Origin of the sequence: Enterobacter asburiae (genome assembly GCF_008080435.1) — a bacterium.
Taxonomy (GTDB): domain Bacteria; phylum Pseudomonadota; class Gammaproteobacteria; order Enterobacterales; family Enterobacteriaceae; genus Enterobacter; species Enterobacter asburiae_C.
Map to the genome: position 1 here is coordinate 46,650 of NZ_VRKN01000013.1, position 13,039 is coordinate 59,688.

Annotated in this window: 10 protein-coding genes; 8 read left to right on the top strand and 2 right to left on the bottom strand. The window is 57.0% G+C overall.

The features are described from left to right. Nucleotides 1-55: 55 nt before the first annotated feature. The 7 genes from hflK to rlmB all read left to right on the top strand — a co-directional run bounded on the left by hflK (nt 56) and on the right by rlmB (nt 7,894). A complete protein-coding gene (hflK, locus tag FU672_RS19420; protein ID WP_024907334.1) occupies nt 56-1,315 on the top strand; it encodes an FtsH protease activity modulator HflK in 1,260 nt (419 codons plus the stop codon). Nucleotides 1,316-1,317: 2 nt separating this feature from the next. Then, nucleotides 1,318-2,322: a protease modulator HflC gene (gene hflC / locus FU672_RS19425; RefSeq protein ID WP_023334250.1), complete on the top strand. Its 1,005-nt coding sequence runs from the start codon at nt 1,318-1,320 to the stop codon at nt 2,320-2,322. Between the two features lie 71 nt (nt 2,323-2,393). Beyond that, the gene (locus FU672_RS19430) at nt 2,394-2,591 is read left to right on the top strand and encodes a DUF2065 domain-containing protein (RefSeq protein WP_010427497.1); all 198 of its coding nucleotides are present in this window, start codon (nt 2,394-2,396) and stop codon (nt 2,589-2,591) included. 104 nt (nt 2,592-2,695) lie between these two features. After that, a complete protein-coding gene (locus FU672_RS19435; RefSeq protein WP_024907332.1) occupies nt 2,696-3,994 on the top strand; it encodes an adenylosuccinate synthase in 1,299 nt (432 codons plus the stop codon). A gap of 193 nt (nt 3,995-4,187) precedes the next feature. Then, nucleotides 4,188-4,613 (top strand): nitric oxide-sensing transcriptional repressor NsrR, encoded by a 426-nt coding sequence (gene nsrR, locus FU672_RS19440; protein WP_023334253.1) that lies wholly within the window; start codon nt 4,188-4,190, stop codon nt 4,611-4,613. A 38-nt stretch (nt 4,614-4,651) separates the two neighbouring features. Next, complete coding sequence (gene rnr / locus FU672_RS19445; protein WP_148244457.1) at nt 4,652-7,096, top strand: ribonuclease R; 2,445 nt, start codon at nt 4,652-4,654, stop codon at nt 7,094-7,096. A gap of 66 nt (nt 7,097-7,162) precedes the next feature. Continuing rightward, nucleotides 7,163-7,894 carry a 23S rRNA (guanosine(2251)-2'-O)-methyltransferase RlmB gene (gene rlmB / locus FU672_RS19450; RefSeq protein WP_058840431.1) on the top strand — a complete coding sequence of 244 codons (732 nt, stop codon included), beginning with the start codon at nt 7,163-7,165 and terminating at the stop codon, nt 7,892-7,894. An 82-nt stretch (nt 7,895-7,976) separates the two neighbouring features. Here rlmB and FU672_RS19455 read toward each other — a convergent pair whose 3' ends face one another. Next, a complete protein-coding gene (locus FU672_RS19455) occupies nt 7,977-9,251 on the bottom strand; it encodes an MFS transporter (RefSeq protein WP_148244458.1) in 1,275 nt (424 codons plus the stop codon). A gap of 193 nt (nt 9,252-9,444) precedes the next feature. Between FU672_RS19455 and FU672_RS19460 the strand changes: the two genes are divergently transcribed. Next, nucleotides 9,445-11,067, top strand: coding sequence for an isovaleryl-CoA dehydrogenase (locus FU672_RS19460; RefSeq protein WP_148244459.1), 1,623 nt, complete (start codon nt 9,445-9,447; stop codon nt 11,065-11,067). Here FU672_RS19460 and FU672_RS19465 read toward each other — a convergent pair. Beyond that, the gene (locus FU672_RS19465) at nt 11,064-12,995 is read right to left on the bottom strand and encodes a methyl-accepting chemotaxis protein (protein ID WP_148244460.1); all 1,932 of its coding nucleotides are present in this window, start codon (nt 12,993-12,995) and stop codon (nt 11,064-11,066) included. The two genes, FU672_RS19460 and FU672_RS19465, sit on opposite strands and share 4 nt — an antisense overlap. Between the last annotated feature and the right edge of the window lie 44 nt (nt 12,996-13,039).

Sequence of the window (13,039 nt, forward strand, 5' to 3'; positions counted from 1 at the left end):
CAGAAAGGGGATGCCTGAATAATTCGCCCTTGCATAACAAATATGGAGCATATACATGGCGTGGAATCAGCCCGGTAATAACGGACAAGACCGCGACCCGTGGGGAAGCAGCAAACCTGGCGGCAACTCTGAGGGAAATGGCAACAAAGGTGGTCGCGAGCAGGGGCCGCCGGATCTGGATGATATCTTCCGCAAACTGAGCAAGAAGCTTGGTGGCCTTGGCGGAGGAAAAGGTTCTGGCTCGGGTGGCAATTCCACTCAGAGTTCGCGCCCGCCAATGGGGGGCCGCGTAGTGGGCATCGTGGCCGCTGCGGTGGTCATCATCTGGGCAGCCAGCGGGTTCTACACCATTAAAGAAGCAGAACGCGGCGTGGTCACCCGTTTCGGCAAGTTCAGCCATCTGGTTGAGCCAGGTCTGAACTGGAAGCCGACCTTCATTGACGACGTGACCGCGGTAAACGTGGAATCCGTCCGTGAACTGGCCGCCTCTGGCGTGATGCTGACCTCTGACGAAAACGTGGTGCGCGTTGAGATGAACGTGCAGTACCGCGTGACCGATCCTGAGCGTTATCTGTTTAGCGTGACCAGCGCCGATGACAGCCTGCGTCAGGCGACCGACAGCGCCCTGCGTGGCGTGATCGGTAAATACACCATGGACCGTATCCTGACCGAAGGTCGTACCGTTATTCGTAGCGATACCCAGCGCGAGCTGGAAGAGACCATTCGTCCGTACAACATGGGTATCACCCTGCTGGACGTCAACTTCCAGGCTGCGCGTCCGCCGGAAGAGGTGAAAGCCGCATTTGACGATGCGATTGCTGCCCGTGAAAACGAACAGCAGTACATCCGTGAAGCAGAAGCGTACACCAACGAAGTTCAGCCACGCGCTAACGGTCAGGCGCAGCGTATTCTGGAAGAAGCGCGCGCGTATAAGACGCAGACCATCCTGGAAGCACAGGGTGAAGTGGCTCGCTTCGCGAAGATCCTGCCGGAATATAAAGCGGCGCCGGAAATTACCCGTGAGCGTCTCTATATCGAGACCATGGAAAAAGTGCTGAGCCACACCCGCAAGGTGTTGGTTAACGACAATAAAGGCGGAAACCTGATGGTTCTGCCGCTGGATCAGATGCTAAAAGGCAGTTCTGCGCCAGCAGCGAAAGGCGACACCAGCGGCGCGAACAACCTGCTGCGTTTGCCGCCAGCCTCAACAGGCAGCGCCAGCACGAACACAACGCCTTCTTCGAACGATGGTGACATTATGGACCAACGCCGTGCTAACGCGCAGCGTAACGACTACCAGCGTCAGGGGGAATAAGGATGCGTAAGTCAGTTATTGCGATTATCGTCATCGTACTGGTCGCGCTTTATACCTCGATCTTTGTGGTGAAAGAAGGCGAGCGTGGGATTAAGTTCCAGTTCAGCAGCGTCGTGCGTGATGGCGACAAACGCCCGGTGATTTACGAGCCGGGCCTGCACTTCAAGGTGCCGTTCATTCAGTCAGTGAAAACGCTTGATGCGCGTATCCAGACCATGGATAACCAGGCCGACCGTTTCGTGACCAAAGAGAAGAAAGACCTGATCGTTGATTCCTATATCAAATGGCGCATCAGCGATTTCAGCCGTTATTTCCTGGCAACGGGCGGTGGTGACGTTTCTCAGGCAGAAGTGCTGCTGAAACGTAAGTTCTCTGACCGTCTGCGTTCCGAGATTGGTCGTCTGGATGTGAAAGACATCGTGACCGACTCCCGTGGTCGTCTGACCCTGGAAGTTCGCGATGCGCTGAACTCCGGTACCGCGGGCACCGAAGACGAAGTTTCAACGCCGGCAGCAGATGATGCGATTGCCAAAGCGGCTGAACGCGTTCAGGCGGAAACCAACGGTAAAGTGCCGGTGATCAACCCGAACAGTATGGCTGCGCTGGGTATTGAAGTGGTTGATGTGCGTATCAAGCAGATCAACCTGCCAGTCGAAGTGTCCGAGGCGATTTACAACCGTATGCGCGCCGAGCGTGAAGCGGTAGCCCGTCGTCACCGTTCACAGGGCCAGGAAGAGGCTGAGAAGCTGCGTGCAGCTGCGGACTATGAAGTCACCAAGACGCTGGCGGAATCTGAGCGCCAGGGCCGTATCCTGCGCGGTGAAGGCGATGCCGAAGCGGCGAAGCTGTTCGCTGATGCCTTCAGCCAGGATCCTGACTTCTACGCCTTTATCCGTAGCCTGCGTGCTTACGAGAATAGCTTCCAGAGCAACCAGGATGTGATGGTGCTCAGCCCGGACAGCGATTTCTTCCGTTATATGAAGACGCCGACTAACGCAACGCGATAAACTCAGGCTCGTTTGAGTATTCAAACCACCGCTCTCAACGGAGCGGTGGTTTTCTTTTATAAGGAATAAAAATGAATTCAACGATCTGGCTCGCACTGGCCCTGGTTCTGGTGCTGGAAGGTCTTGGACCGATGCTTTATCCGCGCGCCTGGCGTCGAATGATCGCCACGATGAGCCAACTGCCGGATAATATTTTGCGTCGTTTTGGCGGAGGTCTTGTGGTTGCGGGTATCGTTATCTACTACATGTTGAAGAAAACGATTGGCTGATCAAAAAGTAGGCGCAATCGGCGTGTTTTGAGGTCAAAAAGTGCTGTATATCTGAAAAAGCGATGGTAGAATCCATTTTTAAGCAAACGGTGATTTTGAAAAAAATGGGTAACAACGTCGTCGTACTGGGCACCCAATGGGGTGACGAAGGTAAAGGGAAGATTGTTGATCTTCTGACTGAACGGGCTAAATATGTTGTACGCTACCAGGGCGGTCACAACGCAGGCCATACTCTCGTAATCAACGGTGAAAAAACCGTCCTCCATCTTATTCCATCAGGCATTCTTCGTGATAACGTCACCAGCATCATCGGTAACGGCGTTGTGCTGTCTCCTGCTGCGCTGATGAAAGAGATGAAAGGTCTGGAAGACCGTGGTATCCCTGTTCGTGAGCGTCTGCTGCTCTCCGAGGCCTGCCCGCTGATCCTGGATTATCATGTGGCGCTGGACGTAGCGCGTGAGAAAGCGCGCGGCGCGAAAGCGATCGGTACCACCGGTCGTGGTATCGGCCCGGCTTACGAAGATAAAGTTGCGCGTCGCGGTCTGCGCGTGGGCGACCTCTTCGACAAAGCCACCTTCGCTGAAAAACTGAAAGAAGTGATGGAATATCACAACTTCCAGCTGGTGAACTTCTACAAAGCTGACGCTGTTGACTACCAGAAAGTGCTGGATGACGTCATGGCGATTGCAGACATTCTGACCGGTATGGTTGTTGATGTATCCGATCTGCTGGACCAGGCGCGCAAGCGTGGCGATTTCGTCATGTTCGAAGGTGCGCAGGGTACGCTGCTGGACATCGACCACGGTACCTATCCGTACGTCACCTCCTCTAACACCACCGCAGGTGGCGTGGCGACCGGCTCTGGCCTGGGTCCACGTTATGTGGATTACGTTCTGGGCATCATCAAAGCGTACTCCACTCGCGTGGGTGCGGGTCCATTCCCGACCGAGTTGTTTGATGAAACCGGCGAATTCCTGTGCAAGCAGGGTAACGAGTTTGGCGCGACCACCGGTCGTCGTCGTCGTACCGGCTGGCTGGATGCGGTTGCAGTGCGTCGTGCAGTGCAGATCAACTCCCTGTCTGGTTTCTGCCTGACCAAGCTGGACGTACTGGACGGCCTGAAAGAAGTGAAAATCTGCGTAGGCTACCGTATGCCAGATGGCCGCGAAGTGACCACCACGCCGCTGGCTGCTGACGACTGGGAAGGCATTGAGCCAATCTACGAAACCATGCCGGGCTGGTCTGAGACCACTTTCGGTGTGAAAGAGCGTAGCGGCCTGCCGCAGGCGGCGCTGGATTACATCAAGCGTATTGAAGAACTGACCGAAGTGCCGATCGATATTATTTCTACCGGCCCGGATCGTACTGAAACGATGATCCTGCGCGACCCGTTCGACGCATAATCTTCGTGAATGCTGGCCTGCGGGGTGACCCGTAGGCCGGATAAGCGTAGCGCCATCCGGCGAACGCTCCTGGATCTCCGCTTTTTCGCCCCGTCTGTCAAATAAATTAGCCCCTAACTATCTGGCTGGTTTATCATCATTAATGAATATCTCTGCGGTTTGACCGCGTTTTCCCTTTTTTCCTGAGGTTGATGTGCAGTTAACAAGTTTCACCGATTACGGCTTACGTGCGCTGATCTACATGGCGTCGTTACCCGAGGGGAAGATGACCAGTATCTCTGAAGTCACAGAGGTCTACGGCGTATCCCGTAATCATATGGTCAAAATAATCAATCAACTTAGTCGTGCCGGATACGTTGCTGCCGTCCGCGGGAAGAATGGTGGGATCCGTCTCGGTAAACCGGCACAGAGTATTCGTGTTGGCGATGTGGTACGTGAACTGGAGCCGCTGTCTCTGGTGAACTGCAGTAGCGAGTTCTGCCACATCACGCCCGCTTGCCGCCTGAAAAAGGCGCTTTCAAAGGCCGTGCAAAGTTTTCTCATGGAGTTGGATAACTACACGCTGGCCGATTTGGTTGAAGAGAATCAACCGCTTTATAAATTATTGCTGGTGGAATGAAGAAAATTTCCACCGGAGCTGACAACGGAGGAACCGACATGTCACATGATCCTTTCCAGGAACGCGAAGCCGAAAAATACGCGAATCCTATTCCCAGCCGCGAGTTCATCATTGAACACTTAACAAAACGCGAAAAACCCGCCAATCGTGAAGAACTTGCCGTTGAATTAAACATTGAAGGTGAAGAGCAAATTGAAGCCCTTCGCCGCCGCCTGCGCGCAATGGAGCGTGACGGGCAGCTGGTCTTTACCCGCCGCCAGTGCTACGCGCTGCCAGAACGCCTCGATCTGCTAAAAGGGACCGTCATTGGTCACCGCGACGGTTTTGGCTTCCTGCGCGTAGAAGGCCGTAAAGACGATCTGTACCTCTCATCTGAACAGATGAAAATGTGCATCCACGGCGACCAGATCCTGGCGCAGCCGCTGGGCGCTGACCGTAAAGGTCGCCGCGAAGCGCGCGTGGTACGCGTTCTGGTGCCAAAAACCAGCCAGATTGTTGGCCGCTACTTTACCGACGCGGGCGTGGGCTTCGTGGTGCCGGACGACAGCCGTCTGAGCTTCGACATTCTGATCCCACCTGAAGAGGTGATGGGCGCCCGCATGGGCTTTGTGGTGGTGGTGGAACTCACCCAGCGCCCAACCCGTCGCACCAAAGCGGTAGGTAAAATCGTCGAAGTGCTTGGCGATAACATGGGCACCACGATGGCCGTTGATATGGCATTGCGCACCCATGAAATTCCGTACATCTGGCCGAAAGCGGTTGAAGAGCAGATCGAAAGCCTGCGCGAAGAAGTCCCGGAAGAATCCAAAGTGGGCCGCGTGGATCTGCGCTCCCTGCCGCTGGTCACTATCGATGGTGAAGACGCCCGCGACTTCGATGACGCCGTCTACTGCGAGAAAAAACGCGGTGGCGGCTGGCGTCTGTGGGTCGCTATTGCAGACGTAAGCTACTATGTTCGTCCGCACACCCCGCTGGATAACGAAGCACGCAGCCGCGGTACCTCGGTCTACTTCCCGTCTCAGGTTGTACCGATGCTGCCGGAAGTGCTGTCTAACGGCCTGTGCTCCCTGAACCCACAGGTTGACCGCCTCTGTATGGTTTGCGAGATGACTATCTCCACCAAAGGGCGCTTAACCGGCTACAAGTTCTACGAAGCGGTGATGAGCTCGCATGCGCGTCTGACCTATACCAAAGTCTGGCATATGCTGCAGGGCGACCAGGATCTGCGCGAACAGTACGCGCCGCTGGTCAAACACATCGAAGAGCTGCATAACCTCTACAAAACGCTGGATCAGGCGCGCGAAGAGCGCGGCGGGATCTCGTTTGAGAGTGAAGAAGCGAAATTTATTTTCAACGCAGAACGCCGCATTGAGCGTATCGAGCAGACCCAGCGTAACGATGCGCACAAGCTGATCGAAGAGTGTATGATTCTGGCGAACATCTCGGCGGCACGATTCGTTGAGAAAGCCAAAGAGCCTGCGCTGTTCCGTATTCACGATAAACCGTCAACGGAAGCCATCACCGCGTTCCGCTCTGTGCTGGCTGAACTGGGTCTGGAGCTGCCTGGCGGTAACAAGCCAGAGCCGCGCGATTACGCCGAGCTGCTGGAGTCCATTGGCGATCGTCCTGACGCAGAAATGCTGCAGACGATGCTGCTGCGCTCTATGAAACAGGCAATTTACGATCCGGAAAACCGGGGACACTTCGGTCTGGCGCTGCAGTCTTACGCCCACTTTACGTCGCCGATCCGTCGTTACCCTGACCTCTCTCTGCACCGTGCGATCAAGTATCTGCTGGCGCAGGAGCAGGGCCATAAAGGGAACACCACCGAAACCGGTGGCTATCACTATTCGATGGAAGAGATGCTGCAGCTGGGTCAGCACTGCTCCATGACCGAACGTCGTGCCGATGAAGCAACACGTGACGTGGCGGACTGGCTGAAGTGTGACTTTATGCTCGATCAGGTCGGTAACGTCTTTAAAGGCGTGATTGCCAGCGTGACCGGCTTTGGTTTCTTCGTTCGCCTGGACGAGCTGTTCATCGACGGTCTGGTGCACGTCTCCAGCCTGGATAACGACTACTACCGCTTCGACCAGGTCGGTCAGCGCCTGATTGGTGAATCTGGCGGCCAGACCTATCGTCTGGGCGACCGTGTGGAAGTGAAGGTCGAAGCCGTGAATATGGACGATCGTAAAATCGACTTCAGCCTGATCTCCAGCGAACGCGCGCCGCGTAACGTCGGTAAAACCGAGCGTGAAAGGGCGAAAAAAACCGGTAACGGTAAACCGGGCGGCGGTAAACGTCGTCAGGCGGGCAAGAAGGTAAACTTCGAGCCGGACAGCGCGTTCCGCGGCGAGAAGAAACCGAAGCCGAAGGCGGCGAAGAAAGAAGCCCGTTCAGCGAAAAAACCTTCCGCTAAAACGCAGAAAATAGCTGCCGCCACCAAAGCGAAGCGCGCGGCCAAGAAAAAGCAGGCGGAGTAAATTCTCCCCTCACCCTGACCCTCTCCCCAACGGGGGGAGGGGAAATACTTATTACGAGAACCATCAATGAGTGAAATGATTTACGGCATCCACGCGGTGCAGGCCCTTCTCGAGCGCGCACCGGAGCGTTTTCAGGAAGTGTTTATTCTGAAAGGGCGTGAAGATAAGCGTCTGATGCCGCTGATCCACGCGCTGGAAGCGCAGGGCGTGGTGATCCAGCTGGCAAACCGCCAGTTCCTGGATGAGAAAAGTGAAGGCGCGGTTCACCAGGGGATTATTGCCCGCGTGAAGCCAGGTCGTCAGTATCAGGAGAACGATCTGCCGGATCTGATTGCTGAACTGGATAATCCGTTCTTCCTGATCCTCGATGGCGTAACCGATCCGCACAACCTCGGCGCGTGCCTGCGTAGTGCCGATGCGGCGGGCGTGCACGCGGTGATCGTGCCGAAAGATCGCTCCGCGCAGCTGAACGCGACGGCGAAGAAAGTGGCCTGCGGCGCGGCGGAAAACGTTCCGCTGATCCGCGTGACTAACCTGGCGCGCACCATGCGTCTGCTGCAGGAAGAGAACATCTGGATCGTCGGTACCGCCGGTGAAGCGGACCATACTCTGTACCAGAGCAAAATGACCGGCCGTCTGGCGCTGGTGATGGGTGCGGAAGGCGAAGGCATGCGCCGTCTGACCCGCGAGCACTGCGACGAGCTGATCAGCATCCCGATGGCGGGCAGCGTGTCGTCCCTGAACGTTTCTGTTGCGACGGGCATCTGCCTGTTTGAAGCGGTGCGTCAGCGTAGCTGATTTTCGCCCGGTGGCGGCTACGCCTTACCGGGCCTACGGTTTTGTAGACCGGGTAAGCGAAGCGCCACCCGGCAAAACAACCTCACTCTTCTAACGGCCGCAAATGGTCATCCTTCCTCAGCGTCATCAGCGCGAAAATACTCACTATCGCCGTCGCCATCACGTAATACGCCGGAATATCCAGGTTGCCCGTCTGCTTAATCAGCCCGGTGATGATTAACCCTGCACATCCAGAGAAAATCGCGTTCGACAAAGAGTAGGCCAGCCCCAGCCCCGTATAGCGTACGCGCGTCGGGAACATCTCAGATAGCATCGCCGGGCCCGGCCCCGCCAGCATGCCCACCAGACCGCCGGCAATCAACACCACGACCGCTTTCACCGCCAGCGTGCTTGACTCCGCCTGCAGAATTTTCAGCAGCGGCAGGGCGAGGATCAGCAGCAGCGCGGTGGCGATAATCATCACCGTGCGACGCCCGATCCGGTCGCTCAGGATCCCCGACGGAATGATGGTTAGCGCAAACCCAATATTCGAAATCACCGCAATCAACAGCGCCTGATTAAACCCGGTATGCAGCGCCGACTGCAGATAGGTCGGCATAATCACCAGATAGGTATATCCCGCCGCAGACCAGACCATTACGCGCCCAATCCCCATCACGATGGCCCGGAGCGTGGCGGCAGTATCCGCCTGAGCGACAACCGGTTTATCCTGCTGCTGCACAAAGCTGGGTGTCTCTTCCATGCTGACACGAAGCCACAGCGCCACAACGCCCATGGGCAGCGCCAGGAAGAAAGGAATGCGCCAGCCCCAATCGTGCAGGGCTTCAGGCGTGAGGAGGGTGGAGAGGAGCGCCACGATGCCTGCGCCTGCTAACAGTCCCAGCGCCACGGTAAAGGACTGCCACGCGCCATAGAGCCCACGCTTGCCGCGCGGGGCGAACTCCGTCATCAGCGAGACCGCACCGCCGTACTCGCCGCCCGCGAACAGCCCCTGTAGGATGCGAAGCAGCGTAATAATGATCGGCGCGGCAATCCCGATGCTGGCGTAGACCGGCACAATGCCGATGGCGGCGGTAGCCAGCGTCATCAGTATCAGCACAATGATGAGCGTCGGTTTACGGCCAATCCGGTCGCCGATACGGCCAAACACCACAGCACCCAGCGGGCGGAAGAAGAAGGCGATCGCAAACGAGGCGTAGGTGAGGATCAGGCTGGTAAGCCCCGCTTCTCCTTCAAGCTGGAAGAAGTTTTTCGCAATGACGGTCGCCAGAAAACCGTAGACCGCAAACTCATACCACTCGATAAAGTTACCAATGGAGCCTGCAATTAATGCTCGCTTGTGCGCATCCGGTTGCATAACGATCCTCACTGAAAAGGGTAAGAATAAATTATTCAACAAAAGCGAAGTCATGAAATAGTTTATTCTTATGTTCTGTGAACTATTTCACGAATGATATCAGCGGGATCGCGAACGTGTGACTCCCCTCCCATGCAGCGTGTGCGCGGTCTGTCCATACTTATCGTCATTGCCACTGAAGGAGGGAGACAGCATGCACTGGCAGACTCATACCGTTTTCAATCAACCTGCACCGCTTTCCAACAGCAACCTTTTCCTCTCGGACTGCGCCCTGCGCGATGCGGTCGTGCGTGAAGGGGCTGAGTGGGATATCGAACTCCTCGCCAGCATTGGTCAGCAGCTGGGTACGGCGGAGTCGCTGGAACTGGGCAGGCTGGCAAACGTTAATCCTCCGGAGTTACTACGTTATGACGCCGCCGGAGAGCGCCTGGATGACGTCCGCTTTCACCCGGCATGGCACTTGCTGATGCAGGGACTCTGTGCCAACCGCGTACATAACCTGGCATGGGAAGAGGAGGTGCGTAAAGGGTCGTTTGTCGCTCGGGCCGCACGCTTTGTGCTTCATGCTCAAGTAGAGGCGGGCACGCTTTGCCCGGTCACCATGACGTTTGCCGCGACACCGCTGCTACAGCAGGCGCTCCCCAAAATATTTCACGACTGGCTGACGCCGCTGCTCAGCGATCGCTACGATCCTCATCTGTCCCCCGGCGCGCAAAAGCGCGGCCTGCTGATCGGCATGGGGATGACGGAGAAGCAGGGCGGCTCGGACGTGCTCAGCAACACCACTAAAGCGGAAAAATGCAGCGACGGCAGTTACAGGCTGGTGGGGCATAAATGGTTTTTCTCCGTCCCGCAAAGCGATGCGCACCTGGTGCTGGCCCAGGCGAAGGGCGGGTTGTCCTGCTTTTTTGTGCCGCGCTTTTTGCCTGACGGACAGCGCAACGCCGTCCGGCTGGAGCGCCTTAAGGACAAGCTCGGGAACCGCTCCAACGCCAGCAGCGAGGTGGAGTTTCTTGATGCCTCCGGCTGGCTGCTGGGGGAAGAAGGCGAAGGGGTACGGCAGATCCTTAAAATGGGCGGTCTGACGCGCTTTGACTGCGCGCTGGGCAGCCACGGACTCATGCGTCGGGCGCTCTCGGTGGCGCTTTATCATGCGCATCAGCGTCAGACCTTCGGCAAAAACCTCATCGACCAGCCGCTAATGCGTGAAGTATTAAGCCGGATGGCGCTGGTGCTGGAGGGGCAAACGGCGCTGCTGTTCCGCCTGGCCCGGGCATGGGATAAGCGCGTGGATCCACAAGAGGCCGCCTGGGCGCGGCTGTTTACCCCGGCCGCGAAATTTAGCGTGTGTAAAGCGGGCATTCCGTTTGTCGCTGAGGCGATGGAGGTGCTGGGTGGGATCGGATATTGCGAAGAGAGCGAACTTCCCCGCCTGTATCGCGAGATGCCCGTAAACAGTATCTGGGAAGGGTCAGGCAATATCATGTGCCTGGACGTGCTGCGCGTGCTGGCGAAGCAGCCGGGTATTCACGATCTGCTCGCCGACGAGTTTGCGCAGGTGAAAGGGCAGGACAGACACTTCGACCGCTGCTGGCGACAGCTTCAGCAAAAACTGCGTAAACCGCAGGAGGCGCAGGGGCGGGAGATCGCACAGCAGCTTTTCTTGCTCGGTACCGGGAGCCAGATGCTGCGGTACGCATCGCCCCCGGTGGCGCAGGCGTGGTGCCGCATGATGCTGGACACCCGTGGCGGTACGCTGATGAGCGAGCAGGTACAAAGTGACCTGCTGCTGCGTGCCACAGGCAGAGTCGGCTAGCCTTTTAGCTGGAACAGACTCACCAGCTGAGTCAGGTGTGAACCCTTCTCGCGCAGCGTTTGAGCGGTTTGCTCGCTGCGTGAGATGCGATCGGCATTGATATGCGACGCTTCGCCAATATGGGTCATGGCGAGGTTCACCTGGCCGATCCCGGCGGACTGCTCGCGTGAGGCATGGTTAATCTCGGTGACCAGCTGGCTGATGTTATCGATATGAATGATGATGTCATCCATCGCCAGGCGTGTCTGTTCAGACAGCGCATGACCCTCACTCACTTTTCTGAGCGTATCGCCAATCAGCTGTTCAATCTCCTTCACCGCGTTAGCGCTGCGGCCCGCCAGCGCGCGAACTTCCTGCGCGACTACCGCAAACCCTTTTCCGTGCTCGCCCGCGCGAGCCGCTTCCACTGCCGCATTCAGCGCCAGAATATTGGTCTGGAAAGCGATGGACTCGATCACCCGCGTGATGTCTTCGATGCGTTTTGACGCTTCGCGAATATCGTCCATGGTCGACACCGCGTGGGTGACCGTCTCACCGCCCTGATGAACCGCGAGCGAGGTTTCACCCACCAGCTGCTGCGTTTGCTCCATGTTGGCGGCATTTTGCTGTACGGTGGCGGCCAGCTGCTCCATGCTGGCGGAGGTCTCTTCCACGCTGCTGGCCTGCTTGTTGATCTGCTCTGAAATCTCGCCAGTGTCGGCGGCCAGCGCGTTGGTGCCTGAATGGATCTCGCCTGCGGCCTCACGGACCTGCAGCACAATTTTTTGCAGGCCGCCGCCGATGCCGTTAATAGCATCGATCAACTGGCCGACTTCGTCCTGGCGCGTTACGGGCAGGCTGGAACGGAGATCCCCTGCGGCATATTGCCGGGCAAGGTGGATCACATTGCGCAGTGGTCGGGTCAGCACGCGGCGAATAAGGACCACGAACAGGCCAGCAAAAAGGATGGATAAGACCACGCCGGCCAGCAGGAAGCGATCGCGCATGGCGGTGACGCTTGAGAGCAGCACCGATTTATCCACTTCGCCCACGATAGTCCAGTTCCAGCCTGGCAGCGGGGTATAGGCCATTTTCAGCGTGCGACCGTCGTCGCTTACGCGCTCCAGCGTGCCGGGTTTGTCACTCAGAAGCTGTTGTTGCGTCGCACCGTCCCACTTCGGCAATTTTCCCTCTTCGCTGGCATGGAACAGGTATTGCCCGCGCGTTTTGCCGTTGCTGCGATCCAGCACAAAGAAATGACCGCTCTCGCCCAGGCGGCGGTTGAGGATTTTCTCGCGCATGACGTTCCAGGAGTGGGTGATGTCCACCCCGACAAAGACGATCGCAATGACCTGTCCTTCGGCGTTTTTAACGGGCTGGTACTGGGTGATGTAGCGTTTGCCAAACAGCAGCGCCAGGCCGCGGTAGACTTCACCTTTGTTGACGGCGGCAAAGGCCGGGCTGGCGTTATCCAGAACGGTACCCATTGCCCGCTCGCCGTTCTCTTTGCGCAGGGATGTGGCGACACGAATAAAGTCGTTACCGCTGCGTACAAACAGCGTCGAAATGGCTCCTGTACGGTTCAGGAATTCGTCCGAAAGCGTGTTGTTTTCATGCAACCCGGTTTCTCCGCCTTTCAGAAGCGGAACGCTGAGCCCGTTTATCGTCTGGATTTGGGAAGTATCAATGTTCAGGGGCTGCGGTAAAAAGGTGGTGAACAGACGGGTATAGCTCTCAACCTCTTCACTCAGGCTGGTGTTAAACATCTGCACCATGTCGACCATGCCGGTGGACTGATTATGCAGATCTTCAACCGCAAGGGCTTCAAGCTGCTGGCTGGCTTTTTGACTGAGCAGCAAAGTGAAAAGCAGAAACAGCGTGGCGACACTGACGCCCGTAAGCAGTGACAGCTTCGCGCCCAGGCCTGCGCGGCGAAAAACGTTGATCATAAATTGCTCATTATTGAAAAGGTATGGTTCTTCAACGGCAGAGC

Excerpts from the sequence above, each read along its gene's own strand:
- FU672_RS19460 (WP_148244459.1), top strand. The coding sequence starts at position 9,445 with ATGCACTGGCAGACTCATACCGTTTTCAATCAACCTGCACCGCTTTCC.
- FU672_RS19465 (WP_148244460.1), bottom strand. The coding sequence starts at position 12,995 with ATGATCAACGTTTTTCGCCGCGCAGGCCTGGGCGCGAAGCTGTCACTG.
- rnr (WP_148244457.1), top strand. The coding sequence starts at position 4,652 with ATGTCACATGATCCTTTCCAGGAACGCGAAGCCGAAAAATACGCGAAT.
- FU672_RS19430 (WP_010427497.1), top strand. The coding sequence starts at position 2,394 with ATGAATTCAACGATCTGGCTCGCACTGGCCCTGGTTCTGGTGCTGGAA.
- FU672_RS19435 (WP_024907332.1), top strand. The coding sequence starts at position 2,696 with ATGGGTAACAACGTCGTCGTACTGGGCACCCAATGGGGTGACGAAGGT.
- hflC (WP_023334250.1), top strand. The coding sequence starts at position 1,318 with ATGCGTAAGTCAGTTATTGCGATTATCGTCATCGTACTGGTCGCGCTT.
- rlmB (WP_058840431.1), top strand. The coding sequence starts at position 7,163 with ATGAGTGAAATGATTTACGGCATCCACGCGGTGCAGGCCCTTCTCGAG.
- hflK (WP_024907334.1), top strand. The coding sequence starts at position 56 with ATGGCGTGGAATCAGCCCGGTAATAACGGACAAGACCGCGACCCGTGG.
- FU672_RS19455 (WP_148244458.1), bottom strand. The coding sequence starts at position 9,251 with ATGCAACCGGATGCGCACAAGCGAGCATTAATTGCAGGCTCCATTGGT.